The sequence below is a fragment of the Leucobacter shiyiweii genome (assembly GCF_052446065.1).
Classification (GTDB): Bacteria; Actinomycetota; Actinomycetes; order Actinomycetales; family Microbacteriaceae; genus Leucobacter.
Map to the genome: position 1 here is coordinate 2,512,267 of NZ_CM127080.1, position 16,065 is coordinate 2,528,331.

14 protein-coding genes are annotated in these 16,065 nt (G+C 63.3%); 6 read left to right on the plus strand and 8 right to left on the minus strand.

Annotation, left to right across the window (positions count from 1 at the left end):
* Positions 1–76: 76 nt before the first annotated feature.
* The gene (locus ACTNFJ_RS11675) at positions 77–1,471 is read left to right on the plus strand and encodes a YibE/F family protein (RefSeq protein WP_435906443.1); all 1,395 of its coding nucleotides are present in this window, start codon (positions 77–79) and stop codon (positions 1,469–1,471) included.
* 1 nt (position 1,472) lies between these two features.
* Here ACTNFJ_RS11675 and ACTNFJ_RS11680 read toward each other — a convergent pair whose 3' ends face one another.
* The 4 genes from ACTNFJ_RS11680 to ACTNFJ_RS11695 form a co-directional block, all read right to left on the minus strand.
* A complete protein-coding gene (locus ACTNFJ_RS11680) occupies positions 1,473–1,607 on the minus strand; it encodes a methionine/alanine import family NSS transporter small subunit (protein WP_435906444.1) in 135 nt (44 codons plus the stop codon).
* Positions 1,604–3,226 (minus strand): sodium-dependent transporter, encoded by a 1,623-nt coding sequence (locus ACTNFJ_RS11685; protein ID WP_435906445.1) that lies wholly within the window; start codon positions 3,224–3,226, stop codon positions 1,604–1,606. The genes ACTNFJ_RS11680 and ACTNFJ_RS11685 overlap by 4 nt, the downstream gene beginning before the upstream one ends.
* 191 nt (positions 3,227–3,417) lie before the next feature.
* Positions 3,418–3,858 carry a DUF2871 domain-containing protein gene (locus tag ACTNFJ_RS11690; protein ID WP_435906446.1) on the minus strand — a complete coding sequence of 147 codons (441 nt, stop codon included), beginning with the start codon at positions 3,856–3,858 and terminating at the stop codon, positions 3,418–3,420.
* A 95-nt stretch (positions 3,859–3,953) separates the two neighbouring features.
* Positions 3,954–6,053 carry an MMPL family transporter gene (locus tag ACTNFJ_RS11695; RefSeq protein WP_435906447.1) on the minus strand — a complete coding sequence of 700 codons (2,100 nt, stop codon included), beginning with the start codon at positions 6,051–6,053 and terminating at the stop codon, positions 3,954–3,956.
* A gap of 336 nt (positions 6,054–6,389) precedes the next feature.
* Here ACTNFJ_RS11695 and ACTNFJ_RS11700 point away from each other — a divergent pair, with 336 nt between their 5' ends.
* The 3 genes from ACTNFJ_RS11700 to ACTNFJ_RS11710 are packed head-to-tail and all read left to right on the plus strand — an operon-like array spanning position 6,390 to position 8,433.
* Complete coding sequence (locus ACTNFJ_RS11700; RefSeq protein WP_435906448.1) at positions 6,390–6,998, plus strand: hypothetical protein; 609 nt, start codon at positions 6,390–6,392, stop codon at positions 6,996–6,998.
* Between the two features lie 47 nt (positions 6,999–7,045).
* Positions 7,046–7,750 carry an SRPBCC family protein gene (locus ACTNFJ_RS11705; protein ID WP_435906449.1) on the plus strand — a complete coding sequence of 235 codons (705 nt, stop codon included), beginning with the start codon at positions 7,046–7,048 and terminating at the stop codon, positions 7,748–7,750.
* Positions 7,747–8,433, plus strand: a complete 687-nt coding sequence (locus ACTNFJ_RS11710; RefSeq protein ID WP_435906450.1) for a DUF4166 domain-containing protein — start codon at positions 7,747–7,749, stop codon at positions 8,431–8,433. Before ACTNFJ_RS11705 ends, ACTNFJ_RS11710 begins: the two co-directional genes overlap by 4 nt.
* A gap of 410 nt (positions 8,434–8,843) precedes the next feature.
* Here ACTNFJ_RS11710 and ACTNFJ_RS11715 read toward each other — a convergent pair whose 3' ends face one another.
* The 4 genes from ACTNFJ_RS11715 to ACTNFJ_RS11730 are packed head-to-tail and all read right to left on the minus strand — an operon-like array spanning position 8,844 to position 13,570.
* Positions 8,844–9,875: an ABC transporter permease gene (locus ACTNFJ_RS11715; protein WP_435906451.1), complete on the minus strand. Its 1,032-nt coding sequence runs from the start codon at positions 9,873–9,875 to the stop codon at positions 8,844–8,846.
* A complete protein-coding gene (locus tag ACTNFJ_RS11720) occupies positions 9,872–10,888 on the minus strand; it encodes an ABC transporter permease (protein ID WP_435906452.1) in 1,017 nt (338 codons plus the stop codon). The genes ACTNFJ_RS11715 and ACTNFJ_RS11720 overlap by 4 nt, the downstream gene beginning before the upstream one ends.
* Entirely contained in the window at positions 10,885–12,438 is a 1,554-nt protein-coding gene (locus ACTNFJ_RS11725) for a sugar ABC transporter ATP-binding protein (protein ID WP_435906453.1), read from the minus strand. The genes ACTNFJ_RS11720 and ACTNFJ_RS11725 overlap by 4 nt, the downstream gene beginning before the upstream one ends.
* A 43-nt stretch (positions 12,439–12,481) precedes the next feature.
* Positions 12,482–13,570: a substrate-binding domain-containing protein gene (locus tag ACTNFJ_RS11730; RefSeq protein ID WP_435906454.1), complete on the minus strand. Its 1,089-nt coding sequence runs from the start codon at positions 13,568–13,570 to the stop codon at positions 12,482–12,484.
* A 413-nt stretch (positions 13,571–13,983) separates the two neighbouring features.
* Here ACTNFJ_RS11730 and ACTNFJ_RS11735 point away from each other — a divergent pair, with 413 nt between their 5' ends.
* Together ACTNFJ_RS11735 and ACTNFJ_RS11740 are read left to right on the plus strand one after the other, a co-directional pair.
* Positions 13,984–15,078 carry a Gfo/Idh/MocA family protein gene (locus ACTNFJ_RS11735; RefSeq protein ID WP_435906455.1) on the plus strand — a complete coding sequence of 365 codons (1,095 nt, stop codon included), beginning with the start codon at positions 13,984–13,986 and terminating at the stop codon, positions 15,076–15,078.
* A 70-nt stretch (positions 15,079–15,148) separates the two neighbouring features.
* A complete protein-coding gene (locus ACTNFJ_RS11740) occupies positions 15,149–16,063 on the plus strand; it encodes a sugar phosphate isomerase/epimerase family protein (RefSeq protein ID WP_435906456.1) in 915 nt (304 codons plus the stop codon).
* Positions 16,064–16,065: the final 2 nt, after the last annotated feature.

Here is a 16,065-nt window from a genome sequence, read left to right on the forward strand (position 1 = left end):
GTGCCGCACAATAACGGCAACTTTCGCGGGGCTGGGCGGTCGGACCTGGCCTGCATTGCAATATATATTGATAATCATGCTCAGTCAGTGGCGTGCCAAGATGCGTCAGGAACCTCGTAGGCAAATGCCGGTGGATCGCGACCCCCACCGTCAGGGCGGTGAGCACTTCACGGGTGCTCACCGCCATTCCACCTCGGTTCACGCGCATGTCTCGTTGTCTCGTCGGGTGAAACGGGGCAGTATTATTGTGCTCCTCGGAGTGGCGGTTGCCACCGTGTTCGGGCTGATTTCGCTCTGGCCCAATCCGGCTCTGGTTGACGAAATGTTGGAGAGAGCGGAACCACTCGGTGGGGGAGTGACGACGGTCCGCGGGGAAGTGCTCAGTGTTCAGGAGACATGCAATGAGGGTGAGGCGGACGCCCCCTCCAGAGCCTCATCTTCCAACCCGAATGCGAACGAAGTCTCTGCATCGAATTGTGTGGACATGCGAGTGGGACTCCTGAGTGGGGTTGATGCCGGTCGTTTGGTGACGGTGCAAGTTGCTGGGCCCTTGGCCAACGCTGGAGTCAGATCCGGTGACACCGTCGAGCTAGTCGCAACTGAGCGGTTCGTGCCCGAAGGAGCTGACTCCGCACCCCTGCCGTCTGGGCCAACGATGGACTACGCGCTCGCCGGTGTCGATCGCACCATGCCTCTGGTTCTTCTAGGCCTGCTTTTTGCGGGAGTCGTGATTGCAGTCGGTAGGTGGCGAGGCGTTTTTGCACTCGCAGCGCTCGGAGTGAGTGGCGGGGTGCTGGCGTTCTTTGTCTTGCCGGGGCTCGTTGCAGGCGGACCGGGGCTTCTGATCGGAATGGTGGGCTCCATCACGATCATGTTCGTGACCCTCTTCTTCGTGCACGGTCCGAATATGCGCACCGCCGCTGCACTGGTGGGCACACTTTTCGGGATCCTGTTTGTGAGCGGGATCTCCATGATTGCAGTCTCAGCCACACGACTCAGTGGCGTGGGCGACGAGGCATCTGGGGTGCTGTCTGGACTCGCTACCGACATTGATCTTCGCGGGTTCCTGACCTGTTCAATCCTCATTGCCGGGCTAGGGGTCTTGAACGATATCACCATCGCGCAAGCGTCATCCGTGTGGGAACTCCGCGCTGCGGCCCCGCACTTAACCAGACGTGAGCTCTATTTGAGCGCGATGCGAATTGGGCGTGATCATATTGCTTCCACGGTCTACACGGTCGTGTTCGCATACGTCGGGGCTGCGTTGAGCGTGCTCATCCTGTTGTACTTACTTAATGTTCCGATGCTCGCCCTCTTGACCCGCGAAGACATCGTGACAGAGGTGGTTCGCACCCTGTGTGGCAGCGTCGGGCTCGTTCTGGCGGTGCCAGTTACGACCGCCGTGGCCACGTGGTTTGTCATGCCCGATGGGGATCCGCAGCCTGCTGCCGAATCGTTGAGCCGGGGCTGAACTACAGTTCGATGGGCGGGATCGGTTCAGTTTCGGCGACCTCGGGGTGACGGGCCAGGTTGACGATGGCCGCGACCAGGCCGCCCCACACCGTGAGGATGGCGATGGTCATCATGACGATGGCGGTCGGTGTCACGAGCGTTCTCCTTGCGTCGACGGATCGAGCACCCGCACAGTGTCGGTCTCCGGGTCCGGATCGTAGTGCTCCTCGATGAGGAACTGGTCATACTCGGGATCCTCTTTAGCTCGCGAGCGCGCGCTCCAGGGCACGAGTGAAAGAAGGAGCGAAAGGACGATGAGCGAGATGACCATACCCCAGCCAAAGACAGCGAGGAACCACCCCGGATAGCCTCCGTACGGCTCCGAGATCTTGGCGATCAGCTCGGTGACAAATAGGTAGCCGAGCACGATGGGTACGAGCCCCGCGACGAGTAGCTTCCAGAGCAAGCCGATGCCGAAACTTGAGCGCTCATTCAGATGTGCCTGCAGGGCCGGAAGTTTGTGGAGTAGCCAAGCGACGACGATGACGGCGACAAACGCAACCGCCATGATCCCGAACGAGTTGACAAAAGCGTCTGTGGTGTCGAGCACTGCCAGCGCAGTGGTCGTCGAGAACAGCCCTGTTGAGACGATGGCCAGCGGAATGGAGACGATGAGTGTCGTGCGAATGCGCGTCCAACCGAGCTTGTCCTGCAGCGCGGCGACGACGACCTCGAGCACGGAAATGAGTGAGGTGACTCCCGCGAAGACCAGGGCTCCGAAGAACAGCACGCCGATGATTGCGCCTCCAGCCGCCTGCGAGACGATCGTTGGGAAGGCGATAAACGCGAGACCGATTCCCGCTGTCGCTACACCCGCGACATCTGTCGCCTGCGCCTGCGCCATGAATCCGAGGGCCGCGAAGACACCAATGCCAGCGAGAATCTCGAAGCTTGAGTTCGCGAAGGCGACGACCAGACCCGAGCCGGTGAGATCAGTCTTGCGCTTGAGGTACGACGCGTAGGTCACCATGATGCCGAAGGCAATTGAGAGCGAGAAGAAGACGTGTCCGTAGGCCGATGCCCAGACGCCGGAGTTTGCGAGGGCCTCCCAGTTGGGGGTGAAGAAGGCGTTGAGACCGTCCATCGCGCCGGGAAGGAAGAGGGACTGAACGACGAGGATCACAAACATCGTCGTGAGTAGCGGCATGAGCACCGTGTTGACTCGGCCGATGCCGCGCCGAACTCCGAGGGCCATAATCACAATGACCACGAGCCAGACCACAACGAGCGGGATGCCAACCTGGGGCACGAATGTTGTCGAAACACCACCGTCGGCGACATCTCCCATTTGCAGGAAGTCGGTGAAGAAGAAACTCTCTTCGTTCCCGGCGCCCCAGGCGAGTTGTGCCGAGAACCAGGTGTACATTGCAGCCCATGCGATGATGACGGCGTAGTACACGGCGATGATTGCGCAGATGAGCACCTGCCACCATCCGAGTGGCTCGGCGGCCCGGTGCATCCGCCTGAACGCGAGTGGGGCTGAACCACGGAAGCGGTGACCGATCGCGTAGTCGAAGAAGAGCAGCGGGATACCTGCGGTCAGCAGGGCGCACAGGTACGGAATCAGAAAGGCGCCGCCACCACCCTCGTACGCCACGTAGGGGAAACGCCAAATGTTGCCTAAGCCCGCGGCGGAGCCGATGGCCGACAGGATAAATACGTTCCGTGAGCCAAATGCCTCGCGCTTGCGAGGTTGGGTCGATGCGGTCGCCATGTCGAAAACCCTACCCCGGCGAGAGACGAGCGAGAAGAAACGAAGGTCTCGCCGTGTCGGCGCCCGTGCGGGCACCGACACGCGGTGGGTCCACGAAGGCCCCGCATTCACGAAGAGTGCGGGGCCTGATCACGTGAGCGCATCGAGTATGCCTACTCCGAGACTCGCGCTGACGCCGCGGAGGAAACTGTCTACGCTTCGACGGGTTCTGGGGCCGCGGTGTGCCGGAGGACCGCACGGCGGAGGGATACAAAGAAGATGATCATTCCCGCAGTGATCAGCATATGACCGAGGCCCGCGATGCCGGCGATCATATTGTTCGACTCTTGGCCGACAACTGTGAGGCTGCCATGCCAGATCAGCATTGCAGACGTGAGGATTACGCCGGCGTTGTAAAGCCAGAAAAACCACAGGAACAGCTTCCGGCTTTGAGAAATCACGAAGACCTTCTCAATAACGAGCACGATCAACAGCACAATGAACCCGAGCGTGAGGAGGTGCGTGTGTGCAAGACCAAGCTGGGTAAACTGCCCTTCCGGAAAGTTGTTGAGTTTGGTGAACTCGCGATAAAACAAGCCAGAAGCGACGCCGACGAGCATGTAGATGAAGGCGGCATTGAGCAGCTTTCTCATGGTGGGTTCCTTTCGAGAAAAATCTGGAGGGGCGGGTGAGATGAGGCGGTTTCTACTGCCAGACAATTGACTAGGCGGGTGAGGCTCTCGCCGGTTCAGCGCGTGTGATTGGAGCGTTCGTGAGGCTCGAAACCCCGTTCTCGCCCGCGAAGATGCGCCTTCCCGGGCCACCAGATGCGATCGCCCATGAGGCCGAAGAGTGCGGGGATGACCACGGTACGTACCACCAGCGTGTCGACAAGAACGCCGACGCCAACAATGAGCCCCAGCTGCCCCAGGGTCACCAGCGGAAGCACACCGAGAGCGGCAAACACTGCGGCGAGAACGATACCCGCGCTCGTTATCACGCTGCCGGTGTGCGTGACCGCCTCGACCATCCCCGCGCGGGTGCCGTGCAGGGAGGTTTCAGCGCGTGCGCGGTGCACGAGAAAGATGGTGTAGTCCACTCCGAGCGCGACGAGGAATAGGAACGCGAGAAGAGGAACCTGCAAGTCGAGGGCGGGTTGATCGAAGAAGATCCGACTCAGCCAAGATCCAGCGCCGATCGCGGCGACTGCACTGGCCAGATTCACCAGGAGCAGGACCACCGGCGCTACGATGGAACGCAAGAGAATGAGAAGAACGAGGAAGGTCGCAGCAAGCACGAGAGGTGCGATCAGTAGGAAATCCTGCAGATTGCCGGTGCGCGCGTCGAGGTCGGTTGCGACCGTGCCTCCCACGACTGCTTCCGCCTGCGGAACCGCGTGCACCGCGTCTCGCAACTCGGCGATTTGTTGCAGACTTTGATCAGTGCTTGGCGCATACTCGCTCGTCACCATGATCTTTGTCAGCGTTCCATCGTCAGTTTGTCCAACCTGATGCGCACGTACCACGCCCTCAATGTTCCTCGCCGCAGAGATGACCTCGTCTATTTCTGCGCTGTTGGCAACGATGAAAATTGGTTGCGCCTCCCCAGGATGGAAATGCGCCGCAAGCACTTCCAACCCGACCGCGGACTCTGACTGCACGCGGAACTTGTCGACTTGGTCGAGCCCCACCGATGTGCCAACGAGGCCCGAGACCATTACGGCCAGCAGGGCGGCGCCCGCCAGCAGGCTCGCAACTGGGCGTTGCACGACACGAGACGCAACCGCGCGCCAAGCCCGGCCTTGACCGCGTGTGTTGCCTGGGCGGGGCACGAACGGCCAGAACACCCGACGGCCGCACACCGCTAAGAACGGAGGCAACATGAACAGCACTGCACCCAGCGCGATCAGCAGCCCGATGGCTGATGAAACTCCGAGACCCTGGGTGCCAGGTATGACCGCAAAGACCAGCGTCAGTAAGGCAAGCACTACGGTCAGGTTTGACGCGACGATTGCGGGGACGGTCTTGCGCCAAGCCTGACTCAAGGCTTGCCGGTGATCTTCGGTAACCAGCAGCTCTTCCCGATATCGGGAGATCAGCAGCAGTGCATAGTTGGTTCCCGCGCCGAAGACGAGCACGCTGATGATGCCCGCATCGAACTGCAGATCCCAGAGCGACCCAGCCGCTGCTGTGACGCGGCCGGCGGCACCGTCAGCCAAGGCAACCACGATCAGGGGAACCAGCCAGAGCACGGGAGAGCGATAGGTGATGATCAGTAGGAGCGCGACAATCAAGATCGTCACGAGGAGGAGAGTGAAATCCGCGCCCTCGAATGACATGGCTACGTCTGCGCCGAACGCCGGGCCACCGGTCACCTGCAGCGAGAGGCCCTCGAGCTGCTGTGCAGCGATGTCGTCACGGAGCGCTGTAATTACTTCACCTGTAGCCGCATTGCTCTCGCCCACTTTGATCGGCGTTATCAGCAGTGCGGCTTTTCCATCCTCGCTCACGATTGGGCCGGATGAATCGGCGTCAGAATGCGAGTCGAGAACAGGAAGCAGGTCCTGCAAGTCCTGCACCTCGTCCTTCGAGAGCTCGCCCGCGTCGTCGCGCGACGCGACGACGAGCACGGACTGGCGGTCTGCGTGAGGGAACTTTTCCAAGAGCTCGCTCGTCCGCGTCGATTCCGAGCCCTCTGGCGCAGACGCGTTCTGCGCCGGCGCTTCCGCTGAAGAGAACGCGCCGAAGAGCGCAACCACTATGAGGAGGGCGAGAGCGAGTGAGATCCATGCACCACCGCGCGAGGTCAACCAATCGGAGAAGCGCTTGTGAGTGCGAGAATCTGCCATGACATCAACTTCACCAGCCAACGTCCGTCAAATCATCGCGAACTCGGATGAAACAAATTTCACCCTTTTGGATGATGCGCTTCCTCGGAAGAATGTTCCCTCAGCGGTGTTGCGCAGCTCACCGAACATCTTGATGGGAATAAGCAATGTTTCGTCATTAGTGTCGAGGTGCGGAACCGGGTGTTAGGGCTGCTGCCGACAGGGTGCGCATGCTGCCTGGCCAACCAGGGCTTTCTTTCCAGCATTATCGGCGGGGCTGTGGTTTCAGCTGAGGCTGATGCCGGGATCTCCTCCGGACGCGACACCAATCGGCGCCTCCTGGAATGATGGGGTGGTATGAAAGCTCGGACACCTGAGCAGGGCTCGAATGCCGGGAAACCGCGCCAATTCTTCACCGTAATGCGGGCCGCGGTGGCCGCCAGCCTGGTGCTCCTGGTCGCTGTGACGATCGTGCTTATCGACCAGGCCAAACCTGTCGTGCACAAGCCTCAGCTTGGCGATCCTGCCCTGGTGCCCGCCTACCTGCATCCGGAAACCAAGGGAGACGGCGGCCTGGTCGGAGCCTCGTTCGTTGGTGAACATGAAGGGATCGAGTACTGGGAAGGCGTCGACGCCGACAACGGCCGGTGCTTGCTCTACGGTGACCCAATCGCTCGGTACGGCGGTTCGAGTTGCACAACGGATATCAGGTTCGAGCAGAACGGGCTTCCGGCGGCATATTTCTTTCCGAACCTCTCTGCTGAGGTGCACCTTCTTCCGGACGATGTTGATCCGTCTCCGCTCCAAGCGCGCGGTTACGTGCTGCTTGACGGCCGAGTCGCCATCTCTAAACGTGTCGGCCTGTTCGTTGGCGAGCGCATACCGCTGGATCGCGCATCGGAGGATGCGGCGGATTTTGTGTGGATCGGGCCCGCAGGAACGCAGGCGTCGGTATACCGAAACTAGCCGGCATAAAACACAAGCAATGCAAATCAGCACCATAGGCTGGGGTGATGCGAAGGCCATCAGATGCGGATACTGCGAGGCGCGCGCGGGGAGCGGGGGACGAGCCACGGCCTGTGTATGTTGAGATTCTGATTCGAGCCACAATGGATCGCGTGTGGGGCCTGACGCAGGATCCGGACCAGCATGTGCGCTGGGACGCGCGGTTCACCCGTATCGTTCCGACGGGGAGCCGCGAGGATCCCAGCTATGAGTTTCACTATGAGCTTGCTCTTCCGGGCCACACCATCACGGGAACCGGTATTTCGGCCGCAACAAAGACCAGCCAGGCCGGTACCAGAACATCGGCGCTCCGATTCGCCGCCACCGACAGGCTCTCGCCGTTGCAGCAAGGCCGTGGCTACTGGAAATATCACCCGCACCCTGAGGGCGTCGTGTTTCTGACCGGGTACGACTACGTGCCAGGGTGGGGCCGGGCCGGGAGGATCCTTGACCGGCTCATCATGCGCCGGGTCGTGTGGTGGCTGACCGCGAGGAGCTTTGACCGGTTGCGCATCTGGGCTGAGACCGGTCTCGAGCCGGAACGCATGGCGTGGTGGCGAGAGATCACCCTGCCTGCGCATGCGCGGCCACGGGCAAAGCGGTGCAATGCCAGACCGCTCATTCCGAGAAGGGGCAAAGGGGTTGCTGACCCGGCCACCGAACTCGATGAGCTCCCGCCGTATGAAGGGTTCACTGACAGGAGACACAAGTGACGCCAAACACTGGGATCTTCCAGCGAGCTCTTGGTGCTGACTTCGACCGGCTACATCCGGAGATGCAGCGCCGGTTCGGAGTAGGAATCGATGCTGGATACAGTTGCGTTGGCCGCGGCACAATGCTCGAAATTCGGCGCGGCAAGTGGTGGACTGTCCCGTTTCTTGCATTCGGGGCGATCCGCAACATTATGTTTCCCGACGCAGGCACCGGGTTCCCCTTCCAGATCGACAACTATGTGTACCGCGACGGGTACGGGCGAGAGACAGTCACGTTTGTGCGCACGGTGCAGGTGTCACCGCGCAAACGCCGCAGGTTTGACGCGACGATGATCTTCAGCGAGCAGCGCGAATGCGTCGTGGATTACCTCGGCACACATCAGCATCTTGCGGTGGATCTTGGGCTCACGGTGACCCCCGAGGGTGGGTTGCGGCTCATTTCGGGCGCGCAACGCTTTTATGAGGGACCGATCGCGTTTCGATTCCCGTTGCTCTTCAGCGGTGTTGCGCAGCTCACCGAACATTTTGATGAGGAGAAACAGCGCTTCGTCATTGATCTCGAGGTGAGGAACCGGGTGCTTGGCATGTTGTTCGGGTATCGCGCCGAGTTCGAGTGTGACTACCCGGATGCAGTGAACGTGCCCGCCACGGTGAAGCCGTATCGGGAGGAACAACGCGAATGAACCAGGCTGCGCGCGTTGGCTGTCCAAAACCTACCCTCCTGCCCAAAGAAAACATCACGCTACTAGAGCTGGGTGGTTGCGGTTCACGATCATGATCTGGGCTGACCGGACTTAGCAGCTCCGCATAGATCGGCTTCGTCTGGAACGATCGATGTCGTTCGGGTTCGAGGTCATCATGAACTCGCCAGCCGCATTAGCTGCATGAGCAGAACCTGTCACCTGCTCGCATAGCAGGCCCTCCGTGGTTCGTTTGGCGCGGCTCGATCTATTTCTAGGGATCCTAATTGACGCAGATCGCTCCGCCAGGTTGCGTGAGGCGCTCTGCGCACATCACTCCCGATTACGAAGTGTCAGTTATTCCTTGAACAGGAGAGTGATGCGCGCAGGTCCCCAACCAGCCTGGCTGTCGTCTACTCCTTCTCGCGCCCGTAGGCCGCGACCACCGCCAGGATGATTACGCCGTAGATGAGATTCTGAACTGTTGCGCCCAGGTTGAAAACGGCGACCAGTGTCGCCACCTGCCCGAGCACGAGCGCCCCGACAAACGTGCCGATCATCGATCCGCGGCCGCCGAAAATCGACGCGCCGCCGACCACGACCGCGGCGACGGACCCCAGCAGGTACTGCGCGCCCATGTTCGCCTCGGCCTGCGAGTAGTAGCCGACGATGATGATGCCGGCGGAGGCCGACAGCAGGCCGCTCAACGCGTAGCCAGCGATCCGGATCCGCGCTACCGGCTGCCCCGCGAGCCGGGCCGTGTGTTCCGAGGTGCCGACGAGGAAGAGGGAGCGCCCCCACCCTGTGTAGCTCAGGAGCATCTGCAGCACCACCATGAGCAGCAGCGCGATCGGAAGCACCCACGCGATCTGGTACCCCAGCAGCGCGAACTTCGCCGACGTGATCGCCTTCAGCCCTGCCGGCACCACGGTGAGTTCGGAGAGGCTGAAGTTCAGCAGTACCACGCCGAAGAGCAACCCATTCATGGCGATCGTCGTCACGATGGGCGTGAGCCCGAGCTTCGCCACGATCATCCCGTTCACCATGCCGATGACCGCGCCGAACGCCAGGGCGAGCAGCAGCGCCGGGATCGTGCCGAGCGATCCCGCCCAGGTGAGGAACCCGAGGGCGGAGAACGCGATCGTGTTCGGCACCGAGAGATCGATGCCGCCCTGGATCACGGCGATCGTCTGGCCGTACGAGGCGATCGCGAGGATCGCTGCAAACGTCGCGGTACTGATGAGTCCCTCAACAGTGAAGAGGTTGGGCTTGATGATGCCTCCCACGACGAACAACAGCACGAAGATGAGCATCGACCAGCCGGAGCGGGGTACCCGCGACAGCACATTCCTGGAGAAACGCGAGGGAGTCGGCGATCCTCCGGTGAGGCCCCCAACGGAGCCGGGGGCCGGGCTCGTCGGCTCGAGTTCGACGGTTGCGGTCATTTCCGTGCTCCTCTCAGGGCCGTGAAGCCGCGGTTCGCGATCACGGGGATCGCCACTACCGCGAGGATGATCAGGGCGTTGATGACGTACTGCCAATACGAATTGATGCCGGCAAAGAAGAGCAGGTTGCCCACCATGCCGAGAGTGATCGCGGCGAGCACCGTGCCAAGCACACTGCCGCGACCGCCGGAGAACAGGGCACCCGAGAGCGCCACGGCGGCGATCGAGGTGAGCAGGTACGAGTCGCCGCTGCGCGGATCCCCGGTCATGGTCGATCCCGCGAGCAGGATCGACGCGTAGCCGACGAGCGTGCCTGCCACTGTGAACGCGATGAGCGTCGTGAGCCGCGAGTTGAGTCCCGCGGCCTGCACGGCCTGGCGATTCGAACCGACACCGTAGACCTGGCGCCCGAGCGGGGTGCGCTGCAGGTAGAACCAGACGAGCACTGCGGCGATAATCAGCCACATGAGTGCGATCGGGAGGAACGGGAAGAGCTCACCGCTCGTGGCGAAGTAGACGGCCTCGCCGAGCGTCCCGCCGGGGCGGTCTAGGATCTGCCGGGCGAGCGCGGCGAAGATGAACGAGCTCGCCAGAGTGACCGCTATCGCGGGTAGCCTGAGATAGGCGACGAACACCCCGTTGAAGAGCCCCCCCAGCGCCCCCGTGGCCAGGGCGAGCAGGATCGCGACGGGCGGCGACAACTGCGCGTACTGCGTCGCGAACACCACGTTGCAGAGGCTCATCATCGCGCCGATCGAGATGTCGATCCCGCCGGTGATGACGATGATGAGCTGCGCGAGTGCCACGATGGCAAGCGGGACGACGAGGTTCGCGGCTGACTGCAACTGGAACCGCGACAGCAGCCCCGGGTTGACCGCGATGTAGATCGCGAAGAACGCGATGAAGGCGAGGATCGGGGCGAGCGCCCCCTCGCGCCGGAGGCGCTGCAGTCCGAATGCAATGGGGCCCGCCGAGATCGTGTTCTCGAGCCGGACCGTGGTGGTCTGGGTCATGATTCGCTCCTCGTGCCGACGGCGGCGCCGACAATGTTGTCTGGGGTGATGAGTTCGCCCTCTAGCTCGGCGGCGACGGTGCCCCGGTAGAGCACGGCGACGCGGTGGCACATGTGCACGAGCTCCTCGACCTCGGTCGAGAACCACACGATGGCGACCCCCTCCGCGGAGAGACGCATCATCGCGGCGTACAGCTCCTGCTTCGCGCGCACGTCGATGCCGCGCGTAGGATCGTGCAGTAGCAGGACCTTGCGATCTCGTTCCAGCCAGCGCCCGAACACGAGCTTCTGCTGATTGCCGCCTGAGAGCGCGGCGGCTTCCTCGCGGGGTCCGCGGGTGCGCACGCTGAGCGACTCGAGCACGCCGGACATCCAGCCGGCCTCGCGGCGTTCGAGCGGAGGCCCTCCTGCCCCGAACGGCTTGAGCCACGGCGCGAGCAGGTTCTCGCCAACGCCGAGGGTGAGTGCGAGCCCCTCGGTCTTCCGATCCTCGGGCACAAAGCCGAGCCCCACTGAGACCGCGCGCACGGGCGTCAAGTGCCGCACCGGCTTGCCCGCGATCTGCCAGCTCGTTGCCGACGCGGGCGCGGCGCCGTAGAGCGCGCGCAGTAGCTCGGTCTGCCCGTGACCCTGCAGCCCGCCGATGCCGAGGATCTCGCCCGGCGCGAGACGGACATCGATGCCGTGTATGCCGGCGGAGGTGAGCCCGGTGATCTCCATGATGGGGGGCGCAGCGGGATCGATCGGCCCGGGACTCGGGAAGATCTTCTGCGTGTCTCGGCCCGCCATCATCGAGACGAGCTCGTCCTCGGTCCAGGATCCTCGAGCGAAGGTTCCCACGGCGTCACCGTCACGCAGCACCACGCCGTGATCGGCTACGGTCGCGAGCTCAGAGAGCCGGTGCGACACGTAGATGATCGCGACACCGCGCGCGGTGAGGTCCTCGATCCGTTCGAACAGCCAGTTCACCCCGAGTGGGTTGAGCGCCGACGATGCCTCGTCGAGGATGAGTACCTGCGGTTCCGCCGCGATCGCGCGGGCGATCTCGACGAGCTGCTGATCGGCCAGGATGAGCGAGCTGAGCGGCACCCCCGGGTCGATGTGGGTGAGCTCCAAGCCCTCCAGGATCGCGGCGGCCTCCCGCAGCGCGGTGCGCTGGGAGAAGCCGCCGCGCCCGTGGCGGCTCGGCAGGATCAGGTTCTCCGCGACGGTCCACTCGGGCACGAGTGCGAGCTCCTGGAACGCGCACACCACCCCGTGCTCCCGCGCCTCGGCGATGCTCCCCGGCGTGAACGGCTGCCCGTTCACGAGAATCGAGCCCGAGGTGGGCCGAACGGCCCCCGCGAGGATCTTCGACACCGTGCTCTTGCCGGCCCCGTTCTCGCCCACGAGGGCGAGCACCTCGCCCCTGCGGCACGAGAATGTTGCCGAGTCGAGCGCTCGCACGGCACCGTAGTGTTTCACGAGGTCCGTGACATCGAGGATGATGTCGTGGGCGGTGCTGGGCTCTCGGCCCAGCGGGGCGATGGTTTTCTGCGCGGTGCGCGTCACGATGGTCTCCTGCTTTCCCTGATCCCTGGTCCGAGTGCGGCGACTAGCTCTGGTAGAACTCGAGCACTTCGTCGAGCGTCAGGTCGAGACCCGGGAAGTCGAAGCCCAGCTGGAAGTTGTCGGGCATATCCGGGTAGCAGAAGTCCTCGGCGTTCTCCTCGGTGATCTCGAGCGGGGCGAACAGCTGCTCCTTCTCGATGTCCTCACCCTGGAGCAGCAGCACGGCCTGCTCCAAGCCCTTCGCGTAGATCGCGGGCTGGCCGAAGACCATGTTGCCCTTTAGCCCCTGATCCTTGTACTCGACGAGCGTGCACGCCTCGCCGTTGTAGCCCGATCCGCCAACGACCGGTACGAACGGAATGCCGGCATCGGCGAACGCCGCGGGCACCCCCTGACCGCCGGTGAGGAATGAGTAGACACCTCCGACATCGGGGTTCGACTGCAGGATCTTGGCCATCGCCTCCTGGGCATCCGCCTCGTTCCAGCCGTTCGTTCCCTGCGCGACGATCGTCGCGCCCTGGGAGGCGAGCAGCTCCTCGACGCCGGGCATGGTGCCGTCATTGAGCGGCACTCCCGCGAGCCCTTCGAGCACGGCGACGTTTGTGTTGTCGCCCAGGTTCTCGAGCAGCCACTCGGCACCGACGGTGCCCGCGCTGCCCCAGTCGGTCGAGACCGTGTAGACGTATTCGTTGTCGTAGGGGCCGCCGTTCGCGATGACGGGGATTCCCGCGGCCTTCGCCTGCGTGATGGCGGCGTTGGCGCCCGTCGAGGAGGCGGGGTCGAAGAGGATTGCATCGACACCATCGGCGATGAGGTTCTGGATCGCCGCGTTCTGCTGCGCGGCGTCGTTGTCGTTGGTGCGCACGATCTTCAGCTCGACCGTGTCGGCGTAGTCGCGGGCGACGAGCGCCTGCATCGCGGCGAGGCCGGTCTCGCGCCACGCCTGTCCGCCGAGGGGCTGCTGGAAGCCGATGACGAACTTCTCGCCCTCGCCCGACGCGCCCTCGGAGCTTCCGCCGGCATCGGCCGGTGCGGAGCTGCACGCGGCGGTGAATAGGAGCGCCGCTCCTGCGAGTACCGCCCCTGCCTGCTTCAGGCGTCGACGGCTAGTAGTGGTGGCACGAGCATGCATTGATTTCTCCCTTGAAACCTTCGATTCGGTAAACGGTGACACCCGGGTGCGGCTCGTGCAGAACTGTGAAGCTCAGCGTCGAGCGCGGCGCACGCGTGTGCTGAAATGCACAGTAGCGCAAAAATGATAGCGGTGCCAGGAGCGCTAACATAACAATTCGATGTCACGCCCGCCGCAGCTGGCCCAGATCCCATTCTGCGACTGGATCGGTAGGGTGGGACACGGGGGCAGAAATTTTTTTCTCGCCCGCATCCTCGGAAGATCAACGAAGTAGCGCGCTCCCCGGGCCCGCCGCCGAGGGGACTTGACGAACTCCCGCCTCCGCGGGTAACGTGCTTGATAGCGCTACTGCTAGCGCTATCAGCACGTCACACTAGCCGACCAAATCGGCCGCACAACGAACAGGATCCCGCATGGATTTCAACGGCGAAATCGGGCTCGAGCCGGATGTCACCATCCGCACCCGTGAGTTCCGGATCGGTGCCATCGGCGCCGGCATGATCATGGCCGACGTCCACCTCGAGGCGTACCGGCAGGCCGGCTTCACCGTCGCCGCCATCGCCTCGCGCACCACGTCGAAGGCCGCGGCGCTCGCGGAGCGCTACGGTATCCCGGTCGTGCACGACACCCCGACGGCGCTTATAGAGGATCCGTCGATCGACATCATCGACATCGCGTACCCGCCGGACCAGCAGCCCGCGCTGATCCGCCATGCGCTCGCGCAGCCGCACGTTAAGGGCATCCTCGCCCAGAAGCCGCTCGCGCTCACGCTCGACGAGGCCCGCGCCCTGCGCGATGAGGCCGCCGCCGCGGGCAAGGTGCTTTCCGTCAACCAGAACATGCGCTACGACCAGTCGATCCGGGTGCTGTCGCAGCTGCTCGACCAGGGCGCGCTCGGCACCCCCGTGATCGCCACGATCGAGATGCGGGCGGTGCCCCACTGGCAGACGTTTCTGGAGGAGTACGACCGGCTCACGCTTGCGAACATGAGTGTGCATCACCTCGACGCGCTCCGCTTCCTCTTCGGTGAGCCCGAGCAGATCTACACCGCGGTGCGCACCGATCCGCGCACCGAATTCCATCACACTGACGGGGTCGTCGCCTCGACGCTCACCTTCCCGAACGGGCTGCTCGCCCTTTCGCTCGAAGACGTGTGGGGCAGTCCGCGCGACGACACCTTCGAATCGGACTTCTTCATCAAGTGGCGCGTCGAGGGCACCGAGGGCGTCGCGAAGGGCACCATCGGGTGGCCCGACGGTTCCCCGTCGACCCTGACGTATGCCTCGAACCTCACTACCGGCGGCGCATGGGAGGCCCCCACCTGGAGCACCGAGTGGTTCCCGCACGCCTTCATCGGCGTGATGGAGCAGCTCCAGTACGCCCTCGCCACCGGCACCGCGCCCGCCCTTTCGGTCGCCGACAACGTGCAGACGATGGCACTCGTCGAGGCGGGCTACCGCTCGATCGCCGAGAACCGCCCCGTGCGGCTCGACGAGTTCGCCGAGTAGCGCGACCGCCGATCCTGCACCCCACGATCCACCAACCACCCAGAAATAGCAGCAAAGGAGCTCAACGCACATGATCCAGGTAGGAATCTTCTCGGGGTACTTCCCCTACGACCTCGAGACCACGGCGACCAAGATCCGCGACCTCGGGTTCAACACCGTGCAGCTCGATCTCCACTTCACGGATCTCGACCTCTCGGCCGGCCAGATCACCGACGGCAAGGCGAAGCGCGTGCGCGACACCTTCCGCGACCACGATCTGCCGATCTGCGCCATCTCGGCGTACACGAACATCGTGCACCCCGACGTCGACGAGCGCCGCCGTCGCGTCGACTACCTCAAGGAGATCCTGCGCAACGCCCGCCAGTTCGGCACCCCGTACGTGATCTCGGAATCGGGAACGTTCAACACCGAGAGTGACTGGGTGCACCACGAGAAGAACAAGACTGAGGAGGGCTACCAGACCGCCCTCGAGGTACTTACCGATCTCGCGCAGACCGCCTACGACCACGGCTCGGTCTTCCTGCTCGAGACCTACGTGAACAACGTGATCGGTTCGCTCGAGGAGACGGAGCGGGTATTCAAGGATCTCCAGCATCCCGGCATCGAGTTGCTGATGGACCCGACGAACTACTTCGAGACCCACAACATCGACCAGCAGCAGGAGGTGCTCGGCGCCGTCTTCGACAGCCTCGGTGACCGCGTGAAGATCGCGCACGCGAAGGACGTAAAGCGCTCGGGAGACGACAAGAGCGAAAAGCACGCCGACATCGGCGACAGCTCCGCCGCCGAGTCGCACACCTTCCGCGGGGTCGGCGAGATCGAGCTGCCCGCAGCAGGTCTCGGCGAGTTGGACTACGACTACTACGTGCAGCGCCTGTCCGAGAAGTCGCCGAACGTCCCGCTCATCATCGAGCACCTCGACGAGTCCGATGTGCCGCGCGCCAAGCGCTTCATCGACGACGTGCTGAAGCGGAACGGGGTCTGATT